This is a genomic window from Marinobacter sp. es.048, from assembly GCF_900188435.1.
In the GTDB taxonomy this organism is placed as follows: Bacteria; Pseudomonadota; Gammaproteobacteria; order Pseudomonadales; family Oleiphilaceae; genus Marinobacter.
This window is the reverse complement of sequence record NZ_FYFA01000001.1, coordinates 580,526-604,359: the sequence shown is the minus strand read 5'-3', so window position 1 is coordinate 604,359 and position 23,834 is coordinate 580,526. Positions and strand designations below refer to the sequence as shown.

Here is a 23,834-nt window from a genome sequence, read left to right as displayed (position 1 = left end):
AGGAAAGGACCTTTCCCGCTATGAGCCTTGACCAAATTCAGGCCCTTATCGACACCTGGACGGGACTGGGCATCTGGCTGGCGCTTGTTGCCGCCAGTGTTGCCTGGGTGATTTACGATCTGAGAACCAGCAACAGTCATATTGCCTCCATGATGCAGTGGGTCTGGGCGCTGACCGTGCTTTATTCCGGGCCGGTAGGCCTTGCCATCTACCGCTATTCGGGGCGCAAACAGATCCCCACGGACAGTATCGCCCGCAAGGGTTTTCGCTCAGTGGCCCACTGTTATTCCGGCTGCGGCATCGGCGAAATTCTCGGGGTGATTATTTCGGTCGGCCTGTTCGCCATGGGCAATTTCTGGGCCGCCATCATCACCTTTACCTTGGCATATATATTCGGGTTTGCCCTGAACATCGGGCCGATGATACAGAATGGAATGTCCTTCAAAGAAGCGTTCAAGGGCGCCTTCTTCGCTGAAACCATCAGTATCGTGGTGATGGAATCCGTCGCGATTACGACCGATCTCTATCTCGGTGGCGAGGCCACGATGGGCGATGCCCTGTTCTGGTCATCACTGTATATATCGCTTTCACTCGGGTTGTTTGCCGCCTGGCCGGCCAACCTTCTGTTGATCAAATACGGCCTGAAAGGCGGGATGGGCGATCCCAGGGATGAAGACGCGGCGGCTCACGCGCATTGCCACTGAGAAATCAGAAAACCGACAGCACTTTCGTTAGTCGAAAGGTTTTCACAACAGGTCACTTCTCTGCTGAGCGGAGCGCCCGGCCCAAGGCAGTGTAGTAACTGTAAAATGCGCCGTTGACTCGTTCCCGTTCCGCGCCAACCGGATAGAGGCCCAGCTTTGCCTCTTCCGATTCCCGGGTCCCGCTCACCAGAAAGGCGTTCTTCACGTCCGCATCCTGCACAAAGGCCTCGAATGCCCGGGCGCAAAGCTCTTCGGGCAGGCTGAAATACTGAATCCCCGCCGCTTTGTCAGCCTTCACCGAACACCGGAAGAGTTCGCTGGGCTCTGCACCTTTCTCGTCCAGCAGAATCGCCTTGAAGCAGGCCTGCAGACGTTCGTTCAAAGGATGCCGTACAGCGTCGTCACGGCCAAGCCAGAGCTTGGAGGCAAACTGGCCTCTCTGGGTCTCGCCGAAAAGTTTCTCCCCGATATAGTGATCGAAGGCATGAAACCACTCGTGGGCAATACTGCCAGGGCCCGCGTTCTTGGCCAGAGAGAAACTTCGGGTGGCCGGCGTGTAGTGGGCCGACACACCGGGCCGGCCGCCAATACCATACTGAAGAGCCAGGGTGCCACGCAGGGAAACCAGCGACTCGGTGCCGCCAAGAATGGTCATCAGGTCGCACAGGGCATCGTAGAACAGCGACGCACTGCGCTGTTTCTCCGGCTCTGTGACCCAGCGGCCAATCTCGATGGAACGAAACTGGAAACGACGGCGGACGTCGAGAAAGGTAACCGGCGCACCGGCACGATGGTCCGGGCCCCGACGGTAAAAGGATCTGGTCATGGCGCTATTGTACGATGAAAAACCAGGGTGTCTTTCTGAGGCCGACAGATAACTGAATTGGCGGGATCGACCGGTTTTATGTGAATTATGACCGTCTGATTTTTCGCCGGCTTGTGCCACACTGCCAGAACCAATAATGACAATATCCGGACCGAGTGTTTGCCATGACCGACACCCAGACCCATTACCGCACCTGCAACATCTGTGAAGCCATGTGTGGCCTCGAAATCAAACATCAGGGTGACGAGATCCTGTCCATCAAGGGCGATAACAACGACCCGTTCAGCCACGGGCACATCTGCCCGAAGGCCGTTGCACTGCAGGATTTCTACAACGACAAGGACCGCCTGAAAACCCCCATGCGGCGAACCGCCGACGGCTGGCAGGAAATCACCTGGGATGAGGCATTCGACGAAATCGCCTCGCGGTTTCGGGGCACACAGCAGGAATATGGCCAGGATGCGGTCGGGGTATACCTGGGCAACCCGAACGCCCACAACTTTGGCAACGCCATCATGCTGCCGCGGTTCTTCAAGGCTCTGGGCACCAACAATCGCTACAGCTCCGCCTCGGCCGACCAGTTGCCGCACCATGTGGCCTCCAATTACATGCTCGGCGCCGGTATGCTGATTCCGGTGCCGGACATCGACCACACCGATTTCATGCTGATCATCGGCGCCAACCCGATTGTCTCTAACGGCAGCCTGATGACCGCGCCCGGGGTGGGAAAACGCCTGAAAGCTATCCAGCAACGCGGTGGCAAGGTGGTGGTGGTTGATCCGCGGCGCACCGAGACCGCAAAAAAGGCCGACCAGCACCTGTTTATCCGCCCGGAAACCGATGCCCTGTTCATGCTGTCGTTGGTCCACACGTTGTTCGAGGAACAGCTGGTAACCCTTGGCCACCTGGAAGACCGGATCGACGGGCTGGGGCCACTGGCCGAGGCCGTAAAACCCTACTCACCTGAAACCGTGGCGGAAGCCTGCGGTATGAGCGCCGACGCCATTCGAGAGCTGGCAAGGGATATGGCGGCCGCGAAAAGCGCCGTTTGCTACAGCCGTATGGGGGCCTCAACCCAATCTTTCGGCGGTCTCTGCCAGTGGCTGAACAATGTGCTGAACATTCTCACCGGCAACTTCGATAGCCGCGGCGGCGCCATGTTCCCCCAGCCAGCCTTTGACCTGGTTCGGGACAAAAAAGGCAAACCCAGCTCCTATGGCCGCTATGAGTCCCGGGTGAGAAAACTCCCCTACTTCAACAACGAGTTCCCGGTGGCCACCCTGGCCGATGAGATCCTGACCCCGGGCGAGGGCCAGATCCGCGCGATGATTACTGTCGCCGGCAACCCCGTGCTCTCGGCGCCCGGTGGAGCCCGACTGGAAGAAGCGTTTGATTCTCTGGATTTCATGGTGTCGGTGGATATCTACCTGAACGAAACCACCCGCCATGCCGACCTCATCCTGCCGGCCACCACCGGCCTGGAAGTGCCCCACTTTGACGTGTTCTTCAACTCCTTTGCCGTGCGCAACACCGCCAAGTTCTCGGAACCGATGTTCGAGAAAGCGCCAAACCAGAAACACGACTGGGAGATCCTCCGGGATCTGGCCCTGCGGCTGACCGGCCTGGAGGACGACGGTGTAACTCCGGAGGCGATGCTGGATCTCGGCCTGAAGCACGGCGCCTACGGCAAGCAGGGCATGAGCCTGGAGGCCCTGAAAGCCAGCCCTCATGGCGTGGATCTGGGACCGCTACAGCCATGCCTGGAGCAGCGTATCCAGACCGAAGACGGCAAGATCCGGATTGCCCCCGAGCTGTATCTGGACGATCTGAAACGCCTGGATGCCTCGGGTCTGTTGCAGGCAGATGAGGACAGCGACTATCCGTTTACCCTGATCAGCCGCCGCCTCCCCCGCAGCCACAACACCTGGACCCAGAATTCCCACCGACTGGTAAAAGGCAAGAACCCATGCACTTTGCAGATGAACGGGTCAGATGCCCGCAAACTCGGGCTCGAAGAAGGACAGTTGGCAACCGTCCGTTCGGTCACCGGCAGTATCCAGCTGCCGGTCGAAATCGACGACGACATGTTCGAGGGCGTGATCAGCATGCCGCAGGGCTGGGGCCACAACCGGGACAACACCGGAATGACCATCGCGGAGTCGCAGCCCGGGGTGAGCATGAACGACGTCACCGATTCGCAGCGCATTGACACACTGACCGGCAATGCGGCGTTTAATGGCACGCGGGTGGCGGTGCGCTCAGCCTGAAGTGGGATATGACACGGAGCAGGTTTGCCGATAGTCTAGGCAAAACCAAATAAAGGAATATGAAAATTGGTGCCACACTATTGGCCCCTGCTCTGCGTGCTGATCCTTCTGAACCTGACAACGTCTGCTGCTGCCGAATCGGCAGACGACTATGGTTCAGTGCCAGTCATTGACGCGCAATCTGATTACCCGGGCGCCGTAACCGACCGGGTGGCGTTTCTCGCTGAACAGGGCGACAGGCTGTCTGTTGAGCAGGTTCAGTCCCTGATTGGCCGCAATCCCACTGTTCTGACCCGCCCCCAAACCAGCGTTTTGGTCAATGGCATCAATTCCGGTGCGATCTGGCTGGCGGCGGATGTCCTCAATCCGACCGAAGAGCTCATTTTGCGGCGCGTGTCCGTCAGAACAGGCTGGCTGGAGCGGGTCGACTTCTTTCTGCTGACCGAAGACCGGCCCCCACAGCACTTTGTCAGCGGTGATCAGATTCCGCTGGATGAACGCTCCCTCGCCAAACGCATACCCAGTGCCGATTACCCGTTTCCGCCCGGCAAGACACGTCTGTTACTGCGGATCCAGACAGCCGACCCCATGCTGGTGCCACTGTATTTTTCCAGCATAACCACCAGCCATGGTCGAGAACACTCCGAGACTGCGTTCTACAGCTTCGTCTACGGGGCCATGTTTGCACTATCAGCCTATAACCTGATGCTGTTCGCCGGCCTTCGGCAGCGGCGTTATCTGTTCTATTCGCTCTACATGGGCAGTTATCTTGCCATGACGGCATCCTACAGCGGCATCGGGATGGCACTGCTCTGGCCCAACGCGGTGGCTTGGCAACAGTGGGCCCCGCCCCTGCTGATGCTGTGTTTCGCAAGCGCCGGCCTGGCATTTGCGACGAATTTCCTGAATACCAAACGCCACCAGCCGCGACTCCACCGAGCCATCCAGATCTTTTTCGGGGCCTATTTCGCGCTCGTTACGACCTGCATCGCCTTGAACGAGCAGGGCCCGGCGCTGAGACTGGCATTTCTGGTTGTACCGGTGTTCAGTGCACTGATGCTCTACATGGGCGTATCGAGCTGGCTGAGTGGCAATCAGGCCGCCCGCTATTTCCTGCTGGGCACACTGGCCTCTGTCGTCGGCGCTTCGATTTCCGCCCTGACGGTATCCGGCGTTATTCCTTACACCCAGCCTGGTTACTACGCCGTGGACATCGGCATGGTGTTGGATGCCATGCTGTTGGCGCTGGCGCTGGCCGATCTGGTTCGACGAAACGAACAGGCCCGGATGACAGCGGAGCGAAACGCCCGGATTGATCCGCTGACCGGCCTGAACAATCGCCGCGGCTTTCTGCCGGTCGCCGAATCGCTGTGGAGTCTGGTCTCGCGCAAGAACAGGAACATCTGCGTGGTTGTGATCGATATTGACCACTTCAAGAACATCAATGATCAATATGGCCATGCTGCGGGTGACAGGGTATTGAAGAACATAGCCGCCGAGCTTGATCGCTCCCGTCGCAAGGGCGACCTCCTGGCCCGTTGGGGTGGCGAGGAATTCACCCTGTTGCTGCCGGAAACCGACCAGGCGGAAGCCAAAAAAGTGGCCGAGCGTTTCCGCCATAATATTGAACAGCTGGTCATCCCTGACCGGGGCAAATTGATCCGGTGCACCATCAGCGTCGGTGTCGCCAGTCCCCATTCTGAACATGTCTCACTGGACCATGCGATTGCAACGGCCGACCACAACCTCTACCAGGCCAAGGTCCAGGGCCGAAACCAGGTCTGCATCGGGAGCACATCGGACGAGCCAGAGAAGGACTTACCGTCTGCTGAAAAGATCAGGTAACACAATCTACGTTATCGATAACTTTTGATCAGAGTGTTCAGTTGTGACTGTAATTCCGGCCTTTGCAAGGCCTGATCCACCTGATTGATCACTTTCATGGCAGACGGAAGCTCCCGCGAAACGCCAATGTGAAAAGGGATCAGGGAATTCGGAATAAAATCGACATTGCGAACTTCAAGCTTTTCCGAGTAGCCCAGTTTTCGAGCGATGAATCGGGCGTCTTCAGCGGGCAGCACCAAAAAATCTCCGGCTTTGCGTAGCATAAGAAGATGCATCATCGTATGCATGTCTCGGCCCGGCACCCGCTCCAGATAATCGGGGATATTTTCCTCTTCCCATTTGGAACCCTTCTCAACGATCACCTTCAGTCTGGACAAGTCAGAAAAGCTGGTCGCCGATTCGATCAGGCCTATGTTGGGGTTTTCAGCCGAGTAAACCAGATGGCCATAATCCTGATTGAAGAGCGGTATCGCTGAAAAGACTGCGTAGTTCTGTCGCTCCTTCGACGGATAGGTGAGAAGGCCGTCGGTGAGGCCCAGCCTGACGTTGTACTGCGCCCTCGACCAGGGCATCACCGCGCTTTGCATGGTGTAGCCGGGGATAGAACTGAACGTCAGCCGAACCAACTCAGGAAACAGGCCGCCGGCCTTGTCGCCAAGCGAGAAACTGTAAGGGGGTGATTCTTCGCCGAAAGCGAATGTCAGTTTGCTTTGTGCCATCGAGACACGCGGCAAAGCTAGGAACGCAACCAGTAAACCGAGGCACAACGGCGACGCAAATCCATACAAAAGATGTCTATTCACCAAGGCTACCTCTGGGAAACTCTCCGCTTGTTTGAGCCTGTCATCATGGCGCTTGCGAGACAATAGCCGAAGGTTACCAGCAACCTCAACGGCCACCATCCAGGTTATACGCCCTGCCCAGGGTATCAGTTCATGCAGGCTCAGGGCGCATAGCTCAGGCCGTTCGGGCGGGTCTACCACTCAAGCTGGGCTCCCGTCTGGTATTCGATTACCCGGGTTTCAAAAAAGTTCTTCTCCTTGCGCAGGTTGGCCTGCTCGTCCAGCCATGGCGAGACGTTCTTCGCGCCCGGGAACGGCTCCTCCAGACCCACGGTACGGGCACGGCGATTCGCCACGAAGCGGAACTGCTCGCTGTGGTATTCCGCGGAATAACCGAGTATCGGATCCCGCAGAATGTAGTTCGCATAGGCCTTCTCAGCGGCTTCGGATTCGTCCCACATCTCACGCACAGCCTTCGGGTCAAAGGTAATGTTCTCCTCCTCCACGATCTGGTTCACCACCTTCAGGCCAAAGGAGAAATGCATGGCCTCGTCCCGCAGAATGTACTGCAGTTGCTCACCCGTACCACGCATCAGGCCCCGGCGCTGCAGAGCGAAGATGGGGCTGAAACCGTTGTAGAACCAGGTACCCTCGAACACCGCGGCGAAAAACAGGTAGGACATGATGAATTCCTGCAGGTCGTCCTTGTTGCGCAGGCTCATGTCCGGGCGCATGGCGGCATCCAGCCGGCGGTTAGCGATCTGGATCTTACCGTTGATCGCGGGCACCACACGATAGCGGTTGTAGATCTCGCTCTGGTCCAGGTTCAGGGTTTCGATGCAGTGCTGGTAGGCCCAGGTGTGCATGGCTTCTTCATAGACCTGCCGGGCCTGGTAGATCTGTAGCTCCGGCGCACTCATCTTTTCCATCACCGCGAGCCCGATGTTGCGCATGGCAAGGATATCGGAGGTGGTGAGGTAGGCCAGCACATTCTCATAGACGTGCTTTTCCGGAGCTGTCAGCCGGTGATGATAGTCATGAACGTCCTGGGCCATGTTCACATCCAGGGGGGTCCAGTGGTTCTTGTTCGCGTTCATGAAGTACTCCCAGGCCCAGGGATACTTGAATGGCGCCAGCTGGTTGATGTCGGTTTCGCCGTTGATGACACGTTTGTCGTCGACATTCACGGGGGCCGGGGCGCCGGGATGCGCCGCCCTGGATTCAGTTTTTGGTTCGTCGTCCCAGTTGAGCATGCCTCTTACCTCTGAATTCGGTTCATCGTAGGTCGGATTAGCGAAGCGTAATCCGACTGTGTTTGGTGAATTCTGGCTCGGTTGTCGGATTACGCTTTGCTAATCCGACCTACGGGTAGCTACTGGCATGCCTCGCAGTCCGGCTCATCGATGCTGCACACTTGTGGCTGTGGTGCTGACACCGGCGCAGTTTTTTCCGCGCCGGTGGCACCCAGGGAGCGCAGGTAATAGGTGGTTTTCAGCCCACGCTCCCAGGCCAGCTGGTAGAGGGCATCAAGCTTTTTGCCGCTGGGCTCTGCCATGTACAGGTTGAGGCTCTGGGCCTGATCGAGCCATTTCTGGCGCCTTGCGGCGGCCTCCACCAGCCATCTCGCATCGATCTCGAAGGCGGTGGCGTAGCGGGCCTTCAATTCAACCGGAATACGGTCGATCTGCTGCACGGACCCGTCGAAGTATTTGAGGTCATTCACCATCACGTTGTCCCACAGGCCTTCGGCCTTGAGGTCCCGAACCAGGGAAGGATTGACCACGGTGAATTCTCCGGAGAGGTTCGATTTCACGAACAGGTTCTGATACGCCGGCTCGATGGACTGGGACACGCCCACGATGTTGGAGATGGTGGCTGTGGGCGCAATCGCCATCACATTGCTGTTCCGCATGCCGTTCTTGGCGATGAGGTCACGCACCGGCGACCAGTCCAGGCGAGCGTTGTTGTTGATGGACAGATCCCCTTCCCTGCGGTTTTCCTTCAGCAGGTCGATCGAGTCGATAGGCAGGATGCCCTGCTGCCAGAGAGAACCTTCATAAGTCTCGTAAGCACCTCGCTCACCCGCCAGCGTGGCTGAGGCGCGAATGGCGAAGTAGCTGAGCTGCTCCATGGCAAGGTCGGCAAACTCCACCGCTTCCGGGCTGGAATACGGCAGGCCCAATTGATAGAGCGCATCCTGGAACCCCATCAGGCCAAGACCGACCGGGCGATGTTTCCGGTTGGAATTGCGGGCCTGGGGCACGGCGTAGTAGTTGATGTCGATAACGTTATCGAGCATGCGCACAGCGGTGTTCACCGTTTGTTCCAGACGCTGCACATCCAGCTCGCCGTTGGCGATATGAGCCGCAAGGTTTACGGAACCCAGGTTGCACACGGCAATTTCATCGGCACTGATGTTCAGGGTGATTTCCGTGCACAGGTTGGAGCTGTGTACCACACCCCGGTGCTGCTGGGGCGAGCGCAGGTTGCAGGGGTCCTTGAAGGTAATCCAGGGGTGCCCGGTTTCGAATAGCACGGTGAGCATCTTGCGCCAGAGCTGCTTGGCCGGGATTTTCCTGAACAGCTTGATCCTGCCCTGCTCCGCCAGCGCTTCGTAATGCTCGTAGCGTTCACGGAAGGCGTTGCCGTACAGGTCGTGCAGATCCGGCGCATCGCTCGGGGAGAACAGGGTCCAGTCACGGTCTTTGCGCATGCGTTCGATCAGCAGGTCCGGCACCCAGTTGGCGGTGTTCATGTCGTGGGTGCGGCGGCGCTCGTCGCCGGTGTTCTTGCGCAGCTCCAGAAACTCTTCAATATCCAGATGCCAGCTTTCCAGGTAGGCGCATACAGCGCCTTTGCGCTTGCCACCCTGGTTCACCGCCACGGCAGTGTCGTTCACCACTTTCAGGAACGGCACTACGCCCTGGCTCTGGCCGTTGGTCCCCTTGATGTGGGAGCCGAGCGCGCGCACCGGGGTCCAGTCGTTGCCCAGGCCGCCAGCCCATTTCGACAGCATGGCGTTGTCGCGGATGGCACCGTAGATGTCTTCCAGGTCATCACCCACAGTGGTCAGGTAGCAGGAAGACAGCTGGGAATGGCGGGTGCCGCTATTAAACAACGTGGGCGTGGATGCCATGTAGTCAAAGGACGACAACAGGTTGTAGAACTCGATGGCGCGGGCATTCGGATCGTCTTCCCGCAGGGCCAGGCCCATGGCCACGCGCATAAAGAATACTTGGGGCAATTCCAGGCGAGCCTTGTTCCAGTGCAGGAAGTAACGGTCGTACAGGGTTTGCAGGCCCAGGAAGCCAAATTGCAGGTCACGCTCTGGCTTCAGCGCAGCGCCAAGGCGCTCCAGATCGAAAGCGGCCAGAGCTTCATCCAGGAGTTCATAACGGATACCGGCGTGGATGAATGATTCAAGCGCCTGTGGATAAAGCTCTGCCAGCGGCAAGTCCCGCTGCAGGTCCAGGGCCAACGCGTTTTCCAGGCGCAGCTGCTCCAGCAGCAAACGGGCGGTAACCGCGCTGTAGTCAGGCTCTCGCTCAATCCGGCTGCGCGCGGTCATCACCAGGGCGGACAGCACGTCCTCTTCGGCGATGCCGTCGTAAAGGTTGGTCAGGGCATCCTGCACCAGTGAGTCGCCGTCAATACCTTCCAGCCCGGTCGCGGCCTGTTCGACCTGGAGCTTCATCAAACCCAGATCCAGAGGCGCGGTTTCGCCGCTGGCTTTTTTCACGGTGAGGTGTGGGTGAGCTTCCACCGGCTCGTCGATCGCACGCTGGCGAGCATGCTCCTCCCGATAGAGCACATAGGCGCGGGCGACCTTCTGCTCCTCGGCCCGCATCAGGGCAAGCTCGACCTGGTCCTGGATGTCTTCAATATGCACCTTGCCGCCTGCTTTCAGGCGTCGACTGATGGCCTGAATGACCTGTTCCGTGACCCGGTGCACCGCATCGTTGATACGAGCGGAACCGGCGGCATTGTCACCCTCAACAGCGAGGAAGGCTTTGGTCACGGCGATGCTGATCTTCGACGGGTCGAAACCCACGAGGGTGCCGTTGCGTTTGATGACCTGGAGGGTTTCGGTATCGGTGAGGGAGGTTGGCCGAGGTTCGGCCAGTGCTGAGGCGGACATGTGGTGTTCTCCTGAATACGCGTTGAATTCCTTTCACCATCGCGTAGGCAGAGAAACGGAGCGCCACCGTAGGTCGGATTAGCGAAGCGTAATCCGACAAAGGCGGCCTGGCGCAAACAGAGGTGTCGGATTACGCTTCGCTAATCCGACCTACGGGTCTGGCCTGAGTCCGGTCTGCTCACCCTGAGTCGCGAAGGTGCAGTTCTTTCTCCCTGGCAGGTCTTCGGACTCAGGGGCGTGAATCGTTCGATTCGGCCTCGCTCGGCGACTTCCCGGTCTCAACCAGTGTCGTAATGCCGTGCTTGTTCCCCAATACCGCTGCGCGTCAGTTCCGGAGTCTCACCGGATTCCCGATACCAAAATGTTTGAAGTGATCACGTACTGACCGAGCTGGTTACGCACTGATCACTACATCTAGTATTTAACCAAGGATGAAAACACTATATACGGGTAGCTTTTACAGGACAAGGCACTTTCCGGTAAAACATCTGTCTGCAACGGAAACGCCCTGATAAGAGGAGAGGCACTATGGAGAAGGTCGGATACAAACGAATCTGGGGCCCGCTCCTCGTTTCTTTCATGCTCGTTACGCCCGTCGCGTCACAAGAGGCAGCCTTGACTCCCTTCTCCCAGATGCAGTCTCTCAACGATGGCTGGGAACCTCTGGAATTCCCCAAGATCGACCAGCTCAGCCGCTATGAACTGACAACCGAGGACGGTCAGCAGGTTGTGCGGGCGACCACGGAGGGCGGAGCGTCGGGCCTGATCGCACGGGTAAGACTGGAGCCCACCGGTTCTATGATTCTGCAATGGCGCTGGAAGGTCTCGAATGTATTCGAAAACGGCAATGCCCGGCAAAAGTCCGGTGACGACTATCCCGCCAGAATCTACGTTGCGTTCGAGTTTCAGCCCGAGAAGGCCGGCTTTTTCGAGCGCGCAAAACGGAAAACGGTTGAAGTATTGTTCGGCGAGTCTTTACCGGGCAACGCCCTGAACTACATCTGGGCCAATACCCTCGCAGAGGGCGAGATCGTACCCAATCCATACACCGAAAAAACCATGATGATCGCGGTGAATTCCGGATCAGAAAAGGTTGGGGAATGGGTCACTGTGGAACGGGACATCATGGCTGACTACCGGGAAGCTTTTGGCGAGGAACCACCTCCGGTGGTGGGTATTGCCATTATGTCGGATTCAGACAACACCGGGGAAAAAGCGACCGCCTGGTACGGGGATATCCGCCTCAATCCCGATTCCTGAGCCACTTGGGCTTGCTACCGATATTTTTCGGGCAAGCCCGGAATCACAAAGCTCTCTCCGAACTTTCGGATCGGGGGTACTTCACCCTTTTCAGCCAAACGGATATAGGCATCATCGAACTCTTCGCGCAGTATCGCTGCCCGGGGATTGGCAAGCGAAAACAGCCAGGTCAGATTCCTCAAACGGATCTCCGATTCACGAATTTTGTCGTCTTTGGGCATGGTCAGTGTTTCCAGAACCGGATCTCGATGGCCAAACAGGTAATGCCCGCGGCCAAGCTTGAGCATTTCCAGAGCAGCCCGATAGTTTGGTGCTTCGGTGACGTCAATCGAGCCTTCCGCCTCCAGCCAGTATAAGAGCCCTCCATAGGTGTATCCGCCAATCGTGATGACGGTCTTACCCTGTAGTTGATCAAAATGAATGAGTGGTTCGGTTCCCTCCAAATACCAGGCGCTAAGCTGGGTCGCGAGGGGAGTGACCCAGGTCTCGAGAACTTCACCGTTAAGAGCAGGAACGTTGGCGGAACCTGGCCATACGTCAATCCGACCGTTGCGCAGATACAGGTATACCCGGCTGATGGGCAAGAAGAGAAATTCCGGTTCGTAACCCGCCTCCACAACGATCTTCCGGGTAAGCTCTATAAAACTGCCAGCAGCGGTGCCATCGCTGGCCTGGTATGTAATGGGGGGGAACTCTACATAGGCAATGCGGAGAGTTTTGTCGGCGGATTCCGGCTCCGCAAAGGAGGCAGAAGTAAACAATAAAACTGCTAGCAATATCCAAAGCCGGGCGCCAACAAAACGCATAGCTGTATACCTTGGACAAGCATGGCCTGAGCAGTTTCTGAGCATGGAATCCGTATTATTGTTGACTCTGTTTAGACAAAGATTAACAGACCCGGGCAAATCTGCACTGACACCGCCCGCAAAAATCCGAACAGAACGTCAAATATAGTTAATAACCATGTACAGGCCTACACCACCCATCACCAGCATGTAAGGGAACGCCATAATCACCATCTTGCCGTAGGACAATCGAACCAGCGGCGCGATCGCAGACGTCAGCAGGAACAGGAAAGCCGCCTGGCCATTCGGGGTCGCGACACTGGGGAGATTGGTGCCGGTGTTGATGGCAACCGCCAGCTTCTGGAAATGCTCATAGCTGATAGCGCCGGCATCCAGGGCCTGCTTCACCTCACTGATGTACACGGTGGCCACGAACACGTTATCGCTGATCATCGAGAGCACGCCATTAGCGATAAAGAACATTCCCGGCTGACGGGCTTCGGGAAGCGACAGCACATAGTCAATGATCGGCTTGAACAGGTGCTGTTCATGGATCACTGCAACCACTGCGAAAAACACCACAAGCAGGGAGGTGAACGGCAGGGATTCCTGAAAGGCTTTTCCTATTTGATGCTCGTCGGTGACGCCGGTAAATGAGGTAATCAGGATGATCACCAGCAGGCCAATGAGGCCGACCTCGGCCAGGTGGAAAGCCAGGCCCACCACCAGAATTGCAGCCGCAAAGGCCTGTACCCAGAGAGCCGCCTGATCCGCCTTGGTGCGTTTCGCCCGCTCGTTCTCGGCAAACTCTTCCAGCACCCGGCGCACGGGCTTGGGCAGGCGCCCGCCGTAGCCGAACCAACGCAGCTTCTCCAGAGCCCAGCAGGTAAACAGCCCCGACGCCAGCACCGGCACGCTCACCGGCGCCATGTGCAGGAAGAAGCCGGCAAAATCCCAACCCACCACCTTGGCAATCAACAGATTCTGCGGCTCACCCACCATGGTGGCCACACCACCCAGCGCCGTGCCGATAGCACCGTGCATCAACAAGCTACGCAAAAAGGCCCGGAAGTTCTCCAGATCTTCCCGATGCAGCTCAACCACTTCATCATCGCTGCCGGCATTGTGATCATTGTGGTGATACCCCTTACCGGAGGCCACCTTGTGGTAAACCGAGTAGAAGCCCACCGCCACGCTGATGATCACTGCGGTAACCGTCAGGGCATCGAGAAAGGCCGAGAGAATTGCCGCCGCGCAACAGAACAGCAACGAAAGCGCCGACTTGGAACGCACACCCACCAGAATCTGGGTGAAGGTCACCAGCAGGAGCTCTTTCATGAAGTAGATGCCCGCTACCATGAACATCAGCAGCAGGATAACCGGGAAGTTGGTGAGCACCTCCAGATAGACCGCATCCGGCGTGGTCAGCCCGATCAGCAGTGCCTCCACCGCCAACAGACCACCCGGCAGGAGCGGGTAACACTTCAGGGCCATGGCCAGGGTGAAAATGAACTCGGCAATCAGAAGCCAGCCGGCCGTTCCCGGCCCCAGGGTCCACATGACAATCGGGTTGGCGACAAGAAACAGCAGGATGACCTGCTTGTACCAGACGGGCGCCTTGCCAAGGAAATTGTGGGTAAAGCCGGAGATAACGGTAGTGGGCATTACGGAAATCTTCTGAGAAAACGGGTTATTGGTATTGTGTCGTGAAGCGCCCGCATCTTCCTTGATATTTACGTACCGGGGTATTGGTCAAAGGTACAAACGGGAGACCGCTTTTGGTCTCACTAACCATAGAAAGGGAGTTGGACGCCGAAAAACACAGACAGTGAGCGTGAAATTGCTGAACAAAACAGCAGCATCGAACCCACATTTTAACCGATTCGAGCCCTAAAAAGACTGCCTAGTAAAAAAATAACTGCCTGGAACCTAGACAGACAGCAAAAATCCGCCAACAGGCGGATTCTTTGACAACCCCAATAAGCTTTCCATGAGGACGCTTATTCCACGGTAACACTCTTGGCGAGATTCCGCGGCTGGTCCACATCAGTACCCTTGAGCACTGCCACGTGATAAGACAGCAGCTGCAGGGGCACGGTATAAACGATCGGCGCCGTAATCGGATGCACCGACGGAATCTGCATCACGTGCAGGCCCTCTTCCGCTTTCACGTCCGCCTTCCTATCAGCGAAAACAAACAGCTCGCCACCGCGGGCCCGGACCTCTTCCAGGTTGGACTTGAGCTTCTCAACCAGGTCGTTGTTGGGCGCTACGGTGACAACCGGCATTTCGCTGTCTACCAGAGCCAGGGGGCCGTGCTTGAGCTCGCCGGCCGGATAGGCCTCGGCGTGGATGTAGGAGATTTCCTTGAGTTTCAACGCACCTTCGAGGGCGACAGGGAACTGGGAACCCCGGCCCAGGAACAGGCTGTGGTTCTTGTCCATGAACGCCTTGGACATTTCGGCGATCTCGCCATCCAGGGCCAGCACATCGCTGACCTGACCAGGCACGAGATGGAGGGCCTCGACGATTTCAGCTTCCTGCTCCTCGGACAGCCCATTATGACGAGCGAGAGCCAGGGTGAAGATCAGCAAGGCCGTGAGCTGGGTGGTGAAGGCCTTGGTGGAGGCCACGCCAATTTCCGGTCCGGCCTGGGTCATGATGACCAGGTCGGATTCTCGAACCAGCGAACTGCCCGGCACGTTGCAGATGGCCATCGCCGCCCGGAAACCAGCTTTCTTGGCCTGACGCAGGGCTGCCAGGGTATCGGCAGTTTCGCCGGACTGGGAAATGCACAGAAATAGGGTGTCCTGCTGGATCACGTGTTTGCGATAGCGGAACTCGGAAGCCACCTCCACCGAGCAGGCGACGCCGGCCAGCTCCTCAATCCAGTAACGCGCGACCATACCGGCATGGTAACTGGTGCCGCAGGCAATGATCTGGACATGGCGAACGTTCTCGAGGAGATGCGCAGCCTCGGTACCAAGGGCCTGTTCGAGCACCCGGGTTTTGGTGACCCGGCCCTCCATGGTCGCCTTGATGACCTTCGGCTGCTCATAGATTTCCTTGAGCATGAAGTGACGGTATTCGCCCTTGTCGGCGGAATCAGCACCATGCTCGAAGCGGGTTACTTCCCGCTCCACTGCCTGACCTTCACGATCCAGGATGGTCATTCCATCCTTTTTGATGTCGGCAATGTCGCCTTCTTCCAGAAACATGAAGCGATCGGTGACCGGCAGCAGGGCGAGCTGATCCGAGGCAATGAAGTTCTCACCAATACCCACGCCGATCACCAGTGGGCTGCCCTCCCGGCAGACCACCAGATGGTTCGGTTCATCGGCGTGGACAACGGCCAGTGCGTAGGCACCGCGAAGCCGCGCAATGGACGCCCGTACGGAATCATGAAGATTGCCGAGGTCCCGGTAGTTCTTTTCAATCAGGTGTGCGACGACTTCGGTGTCGGTCTGCGAGGTAAACTCGAAACCGTCGGCCCGGAGTTCTTCGCGAAGCTCCTGATAGTTCTCGATAATACCGTTGTGGACAATGGCCAGGCGCTCGCCGGACATGTGCGGGTGAGCGTTGATCTGGGACGGCTCGCCATGGGTTGCCCAGCGGGTGTGGGCAATGCCCAGGTGACCGACGAGCGGGTTGGCTGTAATGGCCTCCGCCAGCGCGGCAACCTTGCCCACTTCCCGGGCACGCTGAACACTGTGGTCACCACCGATGACGGCCATACCGGCGGAGTCATACCCCCGGTACTCCAGACGGCGCAGACCCTCAAGAAGGATACCCTGAACGTCCCGTTCCGAAACCGCGCCTACAATTCCACACATGCTGCTCTACCTGTCTGTCGATCGTTTATATCAGTGTTTCTTGGGCTTTTCCCAGCCGGCGATATTGCGCTGCCGGCCCCGGGCGACGGCCAGCTCGTGATCGGCCACATCACGGGTGATGGTCGATCCGGCGCCAATGGTGGCCTCCGCCGCAACGGTAACCGGGGCTACCAGGGCCGTATTGGAACCGACAAAGACGCCGTCACCGAGCACCGTCTGGTACTTGTTCACACCATCATAATTACAGGTGATGGTTCCTGCACCCACATTCACATTACGGCCCAGCGAGGCATCACCCACGTAGCTCAGATGGTTGATCTTGCTACCCTCACCGACGATGGCCTTTTTGGTTTCCACAAAGTTGCCGACTTTGGTGTTCGCAGCCAGTTCGGTGCCCGGACGGATGCGGGCAAACGGCCCTATCTGGGCATTGGCGCCGATCACCGCACCTTCAATCACGCTGTTAGCCTTGATCTCGGTGCCATCAGCAATGGTGGCGTCCTTGATGACGCAACCGGGGCCAATGGAGACATTGCTGCCGAGGCTGACCTTACCCTCGAAGACCACGTTCACGTCAATCCACAGATCATTGCCAATGCTGAGCTCGCCACGGACATCAACCCGGGCGGGGTCCGCGAGGGTCGCACCCTCTGTCATCAGCCGGTCAGCCTGCTGACGCTGGTACCAGCGTTCCAGTTCCGCCAGTTGCAGGCGGTTGTTGACCCCCTGTACTTCGAAGGGGTTCTCCGGCTGGGACACGGAGACACTCATGCCCTGCTCCACCGCCATGGCAATAATGTCAGTGAGGTAGTACTCGCCCTGTGCATTGCTGTTGGAGAGCGTCGGCAGCCAGTTCTTCAGGTGTTTCGCTGACACCGCCAGGATGCCGGTATTCACCTCACGAATCTGCTGCTGTTCGGGGGATGCGTCTTTCTGCTCGACGATCGACTGCACGTCGCCATCAGCATTCCGGACAATCCGTCCGTAGCCCTGGGGATTGTCCATGGTGACCGTCAACAGACCCAGGGTATCGTCATCCAGTGTCCCCACCAATCCGTCGAGCGTCTCATGACGAGTCAGAGGCACATCGCCGTAAAGCACAAGAACACGGGCGTCATCGGGAAGATCCGGCAGGGCCTGAGCCACAGCATGGCCGGTACCCAACTGCTCACTCTGGGTGACCCAGTTTACCGAGGCCTCATCGGTGGTTTCCCGGACCTTGTCAGCACCATGACCAATGACCGTATGGATCTTCTCGGCGCCAAGCTGTTTGGCGGTGTCGATCACGTGATGAAGCATAGGGCGGCCGGCAATCGGATGCAGCACCTTCGGCAGTGCGGATTTCATTCTGGAACCCTGGCCAGCGGCCAGAATGACGACGTGTAGCGGGCTCATGGAAAAGTCAGGCTCCCGGAGTGTTTACTCTCTGAATGCTGAAAATAAAAAAACCGCATCCTTCAGGGCCGGATGGCCAACGTAATACGTTGGTCTTCCAGCCGCTCAGGATGCGGCTTCGGTGTTCGGCAAACCCGAAACGGAAATGCTTAGCGCATTTTGTTACGCAGCTGCTGGATGGTCCGAAGCTGGGCAACAGCTTCGGCCAGCTCTGCAGCGGCACGGGAATACTCGAATTCACCAGTCTTGTTGGCAAGTGCTTTCTCGGCTTCTTTCTGAGCTTCGAGCGCGGCTGCTTCGTCCACATCCTTTGCACGAACCGCGGTATCCGCCAACAAAGTTACCAGATTGGCCTGGACCTCCAGATATCCGCCGGACACGTAAAGAATTTCTTCTTCACCGCCCTGCTTGATGATCCGAATAGGGCCCGGCTTCAGCTGAGTCAGCAGCGGCGCGTGGCCCGGGGCAATACCCAGGTCACCTTCAGAGCCCGCTGCGATCAGCATTTCTACCAATCCGGAATAGATCTTTGTTTCGGCACTTACCACATCACAATGCACGGTCATACCCATGTCAGTTGCCTCTTTGATCGATCCGGAAACAAGTGCGTCGGCTCAGATTAGCTCTTTGCCTTGCTCTTCATTTCCTTGGCTTTCTCGACCGCTTCCTCAATGGTACCAACCATGTAGAACGCCTGCTCAGGCAGTTCGTCATAGTCGCCATTCAGGATGCCCTTAAAGCTGCTGATGGTCTCCTTCAGAGACACGTACTTACCGGGGGAACCGGTGAATACTTCAGCAACGTGGAACGGCTGGGACAGAAAACGCTCGATCTTACGGGCACGGGCTACAGTCAGTTTATCTTCTTCTGACAGTTCGTCCATACCCAGGATGGCGATGATGTCTTTCAGTTCCTTGTAGCGCTGCAGGTTAGTCTGCACGCCACGGGCCACTTCATAATGCTCCTGACCGATAACCAGCGGATCCAGCTGACGGGAGGTGGAATCCAGCGGGTCGATCGCCGGGTAGATACCCTTCGAAGCGATATCACGGCTCAGTACAACGGTCGCATCCAGGTGCGAGAAGGTGGTCGCTGGCGACGGATCAGTCAAGTCATCCGCCGGTACGTACACCGCCTGGATGGACGTGATGGAACCGTTCTTGGTGGAGGTAATACGCTCCTGCAGCTCACCCATCTCCTGGGCCAGGGTCGGCTGGTAACCTACCGCAGACGGCATACGGCCGAGCAGTGCGGATACTTCGGTACCGGCCAGGGTGTAACGGTAGATGTTGTCCACGAACAACAGTACGTCACGACCTTCGTCCCGGAATTTCTCAGCCATGGTGAGACCGGTCAGGGCCACACGCAGACGGTTTCCGGGAGGCTCGTTCATCTGACCGTAAACCATCGCTACTTTGTCGAGGACGTTGGAGTCCTTCATTTCATAGTAGAAATCGTTACCTTCACGAGTCCGCTCACCAACACCCGCGAATACGGAGAGACCGGAGTGCTCTTTCGCGATGTTGTTGATCAGCTCCATCATGTTTACGGTTTTACCAACACCGGCACCACCGAACAGGCCAACCTTACCGCCCTTAGCGAACGGGCAGATCAGGTCGATAACCTTGATGCCTGTTTCCAGCAGGTCCGCAGACGCTGCCTGGTCGGCATAGCCCGGGGCCTTACGGTGAATCGCCCAGCGCTCTTCCTCGCCGATGTCGCCGGCTTCGTCGATGGGTCGACCCAGAACGTCCATGATACGGCCCAGAGTCTGGGTGCCGACCGGTACCGAAATCGGCTTGCCGGTGTTTTCTGCTTTCAGGCCACGCTTCAGGCCCTCGGTGCTGCCCATTGCGATGGTACGAACAATGCCGTCGCCCAGCTGCTGCTGGACTTCCAGAGTTGTTTCGCCACCTTCAAGCAGCAGTGCGTCATATACTTTGGGTACGGAGTCACGTGGGAATTCCACGTCGATAACCGCGCCAATGATCTGAACGATTTGTCCGCTACTCATGCTCGGTTCCTCGTTATCTTGATAGTCAATAAAACCAGTTGGATTGTGGGCTGGGTCACACCGAAGCGGCCCCGCTCACAATCTCCGATATCTCTTGGGTAATGGCTGCCTGACGCGCCTTGTTATAAGCCAACTGAAGTTCGTCGATAATGCCACCGGCGTTATCAGTTGCGCTCTTCATGGCGATCATCCGGGCGGCCTGTTCACATGCCAGATTTTCTACCACACCCTGGTACACCTGGGATTCAATAAAACGTGGCAGAAGGCCATCGAGGATCTGCCTGGCATCGGGCTCGTAGAGATAATCCCACTGGTTCTTGATCTCTTCTTCGTCTTCGCTCTCAGGGAGGGGCAGCAACTGCTCCACCTTCGGGCTTTGGGTCATGGTGTTGACGAACTCGTTGTTTACCACATAAAGGCGATCGATCTTGCCTTCCGAGAACGCATCCAGCATAACCTTGACGTTGCCGATGAGTTTTTCAGAGCTCGGGCTGTCCCCCAGATGGGTCAGCGCCGCGACGACATTGCCGCCATAGCTCCTGAAAAAGGAAGCCCCTTTCTGCCCGATGGCGCACAGATCGGTTTCCACTCCTTTTTCTTTCCACGCTTTCATTTCACGGACAAGCGCTTTGAACAGGTTGATGTTCAGACCACCGCAGAGGCCACGGTCAGTTGACACCACAATATAGCCCACGCGCTTGACCTCGCGCTCGACCATGAACGGGTGTTTGTACTGAGCGTTCGCCTTGGCAATGTGCCCGATCACCTGACGCATCTTGTCGGCATACGGGCGTGTCGCCTGCATGCGCTCCTGAGCCTTACGCATCTTACTCGCAGCCACCATTTCCATGGCGCTGGTGATTTTCTGCGTGCTCTTGATGCTTGAAATCTGGTTACGTATTTCTTTACCGACGGCCATAACTCACTGCCTTCTCAAGTTAGACACTCGTTGCTACGAAAAGCGGCCCGCGACAGTCGCCGCAGGCCCGTTTTCTTACCAGCTCTGAGTGGTCTTGAATTTCTCAAGTGCAGCTTTGAGGCCGGCAGCGATTTCGTCGTTGTAATCGCCTTTCTCGTTGATCTTGTCGAGGAGGTCTTTCTGCTCGGAGCGCATCCAGTCGAGCATCTGCGCTTCAAACTTCACTACCTTGTCGACATCAACGTCGTCCAGGAAGCCTTCGTTGGCTGCGAACAGAACCGTACCCATTTCAGCCACAGACATCGGGCTGTACTGGTTCTGCTTCATGAGTTCCGTTACACGCTGACCGTGCTCAAGCTGCTGACGGGTCGCTTCGTCAAGATCGGAAGCAAACTGTGCGAAAGCGGCCAGTTCACGATACTGGGCCAGAGCCAGACGGATGTTACCGCCAAGCTTCTTCATGATCTTGGTCTGGGCCGAACCACCTACCCGGGATACGGAGATACCGGCGTTCATCGCCGGACGGATACCGGAGTTGAACAGGTTGGTTTCCAGGAAGATCTGACCGTCGGTAATGGAGATTACGTTGGTCGGTACGAACGCGGATACGTCACCAGCCTGGGTTTCAATGATCGGCAGAGCGGTCAGGGAACCGGTCTGGCCTTTCACTTCACCGTTGGTCAGCTGTTCAACGTAATCAGCGTTAACACGGGACGCACGCTCCAGCAGACGGGAGTGCAGGTAGAATACGTCACCCGGGTATGCTTCACGGCCCGGCGGACGGCGCAGCAGCAGGGAGATCTGGCGGTAAGCCACAGCCTGCTTGGACAGATCATCATAGATGATCAGGGCGTCTTCACCACGGTCACGGAAGTATTCACCCATGGAGGTACCGGAGTACGGAGCCAGGAACTGCATCGCTGCAGGATCGGCGGCACCGGCGGCAACCACGATGGTGTGATCCATGGCACCGTGCTCTTCCAGCTTGCGCACAACGGCGGCAATGGAAGACTGCTTCTGACCGACGGCAACGTAGATACACTTGATGCCGGTGTCTTTCTGGTTAATGATCGCGTCGATGGCGACAGCGGTCTTACCGATCTGACGGTCACCGATGATCAGCTCACGCTGGCCGCGACCGATCGGCACCATGGTGTCGATTGCCTTCAGACCAGTCTGAACCGGCTCATCAACGGACTGACGAGCGATAACGCCCGGTGCAACCTTTTCGACCGGAGAGGTCAGGTCGGTACCGAGGTCGCCCTTACCGTCGATGGGGTTACCCAGACCATCAACAACACGGCCCATCAGTTCCGGACCAACCGGCACTTCCAGGATCCGACCGGTACAACGAACTTTCTGACCTTCCGCCAGATCTTCGTAATCGCCCAGCACAACAGCACCAACAGAATCGCGCTCCAGGTTCAGCGCAATACCGAATGTGCCGTTGGCAAATTCAATCATCTCACCGTACATAACGTCGGCAAGACCGTGGATCAGAACGATACCGTCGGAAACCGACAGGATCGTACCTTCGTTCTTTGCTTCGGAAGAGATGTCGAGTTTCTCGATTCTCTTCTTGATGATGTCACTGATCTCGGATGGATTCAGTTGCTGCATGCCAATATCCTCAAACCTTGTGCTGAAATCAGGAGCCCAGAGCGTCGGCCAGCTTGGTCAGCTTTCCGCGTACAGATGCGTCAATGACCATATCGCCGGTGCGAATAATCACACCGCCAATAAGAGACTTGTCCAATGACGCTGCGAGTGACACTTGCCGCTCGAGTTTCTTCGAAAGTGCCTGGGCGAGCTTCTGTTGCTGTTCGTCCGTCAGCTCGAAAGCCGCGGTGACTTCGATATCAACAGTGCGCTCCAGATCAGCCCGGTACGTGTTGAAGAGCGCTGCAATCTCAGGAAGAAGAGTCAGCCGGCGGTTTTCAGCCAGTACAGCGAAAAAGTTGCGGACCTGATCGGTGACGCCATCTTCAGCGACCTCCAGAATCAGTTCTGCCTTCTTCTGCTCTTCCAGACCCGGATTCGCGAGAAGCTGTCGAATGTCTTCGTTCGCGGTGACCTGCCCGGCAACTGTCAGCACCTGGGACCACTCAGCCAGCTGTTTATGCTCCTGAGCGGCTGTAAATGCTGCCTTTGCGTAGGGACGGGCCAGCGTTCTCAGTTCTGCCATGATGAACCTCGTCGTTTAAAGTTCTGCCGCCAGTTTTTCCAACATCTCGTTGTGCTTGGAGGCATCGACAGAGGTTTCCAGGATCTTCTCAGCACCGGTAACGGCAATGGTGGCAATTTCTGCACGCAAAGCGTCACGAGCCTGATTACGCTCCTGTTCAATTTCGGCCTTGGCCTGCTCAATCAGCTTCTGGCCTTCCTTGCGGGCGTCATCCTTGGATGCTTCCACAATCTGGGCCGCACGCTTGTTGGCCTGTTCAATCAGACCAGCAGCTTGCTGTTTGGCTTCACGCAGTTCCTGAGCTGACTTTTCCTGAGCCAGTTCCAGATCGCGCGCAGCGCGGTCTGAGGCAGCCAGTCCGTCAGCGATCTTCTTTTGACGCTCCTGCAGTGCGGCCATGATTGGCGGCCACACGTATTTCATGCAGAAGACGACAAAGATAAAGAACGCGATGGCTTGACCAATCATCGTCAAATTAATGTTCACGTCTTCACCTCTCGCCTGTTTTGTTAAGAATCATCTGACCGGGGCAAAACCCCGGCTCTGGCGACTCGATTAACCGGCGATCTGGCCGACAAACGGGTTGGCGAAAGTGAAGAACAGTGCGATACCAACACCGATCATGGTTACGGCGTCCAGCAGACCTGCAACGATGAACATTTTTACCTGCAGCATCGGGGTCATTTCCGGCTGACGCGCAGCGCCTTCCAGGAACTTGCCACCGAGGATACCAAAGCCAATCGCAGTACCCAGGGCACCCAGGCCAATCAGCAGTGCAACGGCAATAGCGGTCATTCCAACTACAGTTTCCATGATAACTCCCAGTTTTCAGTTAGGTTTTTCAGTTTAAGGGTTTAGGGTTTAGGGTTTAGAACTACGGC

At 57.2% G+C, this 23,834-nt stretch carries 19 protein-coding genes and 1 riboswitch; of the genes, 4 read left to right on the top strand and 15 right to left on the bottom strand.

Annotated elements, in window-relative coordinates; translation table 11 throughout:
• The first annotated feature begins 20 nt into the window (after window positions 1–20).
• Window positions 21–704, top strand: a complete 684-nt coding sequence (locus CFT65_RS02795; RefSeq protein WP_088826507.1) for a DUF4396 domain-containing protein — start codon at window positions 21–23, stop codon at window positions 702–704.
• 52 nt (window positions 705–756) lie between these two features.
• Here the strand turns inward: CFT65_RS02795 and CFT65_RS02790 are convergent, their stop codons facing one another.
• Window positions 757–1,530 carry a CLCA_X family protein gene (locus tag CFT65_RS02790; protein WP_088826506.1) on the bottom strand — a complete coding sequence of 258 codons (774 nt, stop codon included), beginning with the start codon at window positions 1,528–1,530 and terminating at the stop codon, window positions 757–759.
• Between the two features lie 164 nt (window positions 1,531–1,694).
• Between CFT65_RS02790 and CFT65_RS02785 the strand changes: the two genes are divergently transcribed.
• A complete protein-coding gene (locus tag CFT65_RS02785; RefSeq protein WP_088826505.1) occupies window positions 1,695–3,797 on the top strand; it encodes a molybdopterin-dependent oxidoreductase in 2,103 nt (700 codons plus the stop codon).
• A 69-nt stretch (window positions 3,798–3,866) separates the two neighbouring features.
• Window positions 3,867–5,642: a sensor domain-containing diguanylate cyclase gene (locus CFT65_RS02780; protein ID WP_228705769.1), complete on the top strand. Its 1,776-nt coding sequence runs from the start codon at window positions 3,867–3,869 to the stop codon at window positions 5,640–5,642.
• A gap of 11 nt (window positions 5,643–5,653) precedes the next feature.
• On the opposite strand, the gene CFT65_RS02775 is transcribed toward CFT65_RS02780, so the two are convergent.
• The 3 genes from CFT65_RS02775 to CFT65_RS02765 form a co-directional block, all read right to left on the bottom strand.
• The gene (locus tag CFT65_RS02775) at window positions 5,654–6,544 is read right to left on the bottom strand and encodes a substrate-binding periplasmic protein (protein WP_141103796.1); all 891 of its coding nucleotides are present in this window, start codon (window positions 6,542–6,544) and stop codon (window positions 5,654–5,656) included.
• A gap of 74 nt (window positions 6,545–6,618) precedes the next feature.
• Window positions 6,619–7,677 (bottom strand): ribonucleotide-diphosphate reductase subunit beta, encoded by a 1,059-nt coding sequence (locus tag CFT65_RS02770; RefSeq protein ID WP_088826502.1) that lies wholly within the window; start codon window positions 7,675–7,677, stop codon window positions 6,619–6,621.
• A gap of 119 nt (window positions 7,678–7,796) precedes the next feature.
• A complete protein-coding gene (locus CFT65_RS02765) occupies window positions 7,797–10,562 on the bottom strand; it encodes a ribonucleoside-diphosphate reductase subunit alpha (RefSeq protein WP_088826501.1) in 2,766 nt (921 codons plus the stop codon).
• Between the two features lie 196 nt (window positions 10,563–10,758).
• Window positions 10,759–10,967: riboswitch (cobalamin riboswitch) on the bottom strand.
• 174 nt (window positions 10,968–11,141) lie between these two features.
• Between CFT65_RS02765 and CFT65_RS02760 the strand changes: the two genes are divergently transcribed.
• Window positions 11,142–11,822 (top strand): DUF3047 domain-containing protein, encoded by a 681-nt coding sequence (locus tag CFT65_RS02760; protein ID WP_088828135.1) that lies wholly within the window; start codon window positions 11,142–11,144, stop codon window positions 11,820–11,822.
• 14 nt (window positions 11,823–11,836) lie between these two features.
• Here the strand turns inward: CFT65_RS02760 and CFT65_RS02755 are convergent, their stop codons facing one another.
• The 11 genes from CFT65_RS02755 to atpE all read right to left on the bottom strand — a co-directional run bounded on the left by CFT65_RS02755 (window position 11,837) and on the right by atpE (window position 23,766).
• Complete coding sequence (locus CFT65_RS02755) at window positions 11,837–12,583, bottom strand: substrate-binding periplasmic protein (protein WP_228705768.1); 747 nt, start codon at window positions 12,581–12,583, stop codon at window positions 11,837–11,839.
• Between the two features lie 183 nt (window positions 12,584–12,766).
• Window positions 12,767–14,272, bottom strand: a complete 1,506-nt coding sequence (gene nhaB, locus CFT65_RS02750) for a sodium/proton antiporter NhaB (RefSeq protein WP_088826500.1) — start codon at window positions 14,270–14,272, stop codon at window positions 12,767–12,769.
• Window positions 14,273–14,607: 335 nt separating this feature from the next.
• Window positions 14,608–16,440, bottom strand: coding sequence for a glutamine--fructose-6-phosphate transaminase (isomerizing) (glmS, locus tag CFT65_RS02745; RefSeq protein ID WP_088826499.1), 1,833 nt, complete (start codon window positions 16,438–16,440; stop codon window positions 14,608–14,610).
• A gap of 30 nt (window positions 16,441–16,470) precedes the next feature.
• Window positions 16,471–17,835, bottom strand: coding sequence for a bifunctional UDP-N-acetylglucosamine diphosphorylase/glucosamine-1-phosphate N-acetyltransferase GlmU (gene glmU, locus CFT65_RS02740; RefSeq protein ID WP_088826498.1), 1,365 nt, complete (start codon window positions 17,833–17,835; stop codon window positions 16,471–16,473).
• Between the two features lie 149 nt (window positions 17,836–17,984).
• Window positions 17,985–18,407 (bottom strand): F0F1 ATP synthase subunit epsilon, encoded by a 423-nt coding sequence (locus CFT65_RS02735; protein ID WP_088826497.1) that lies wholly within the window; start codon window positions 18,405–18,407, stop codon window positions 17,985–17,987.
• Between the two features lie 47 nt (window positions 18,408–18,454).
• On the bottom strand, window positions 18,455–19,849 hold the full coding sequence (gene atpD, locus CFT65_RS02730; RefSeq protein WP_088826496.1) for a F0F1 ATP synthase subunit beta: 1,395 nt from the start codon (window positions 19,847–19,849) through the stop codon (window positions 18,455–18,457).
• A gap of 55 nt (window positions 19,850–19,904) precedes the next feature.
• Window positions 19,905–20,768 (bottom strand): F0F1 ATP synthase subunit gamma, encoded by an 864-nt coding sequence (atpG, locus tag CFT65_RS02725; protein WP_088826495.1) that lies wholly within the window; start codon window positions 20,766–20,768, stop codon window positions 19,905–19,907.
• Between the two features lie 75 nt (window positions 20,769–20,843).
• Entirely contained in the window at window positions 20,844–22,388 is a 1,545-nt protein-coding gene (gene atpA, locus CFT65_RS02720; protein ID WP_088826494.1) for a F0F1 ATP synthase subunit alpha, read from the bottom strand.
• Window positions 22,389–22,416: 28 nt separating this feature from the next.
• Window positions 22,417–22,953: a F0F1 ATP synthase subunit delta gene (locus CFT65_RS02715; RefSeq protein WP_088826493.1), complete on the bottom strand. Its 537-nt coding sequence runs from the start codon at window positions 22,951–22,953 to the stop codon at window positions 22,417–22,419.
• Between the two features lie 15 nt (window positions 22,954–22,968).
• Window positions 22,969–23,439, bottom strand: a complete 471-nt coding sequence (locus tag CFT65_RS02710; RefSeq protein ID WP_172408411.1) for a F0F1 ATP synthase subunit B — start codon at window positions 23,437–23,439, stop codon at window positions 22,969–22,971.
• Between the two features lie 69 nt (window positions 23,440–23,508).
• Window positions 23,509–23,766, bottom strand: coding sequence for a F0F1 ATP synthase subunit C (gene atpE / locus CFT65_RS02705; protein ID WP_012138088.1), 258 nt, complete (start codon window positions 23,764–23,766; stop codon window positions 23,509–23,511).
• Between the last annotated feature and the right edge of the window lie 68 nt (window positions 23,767–23,834).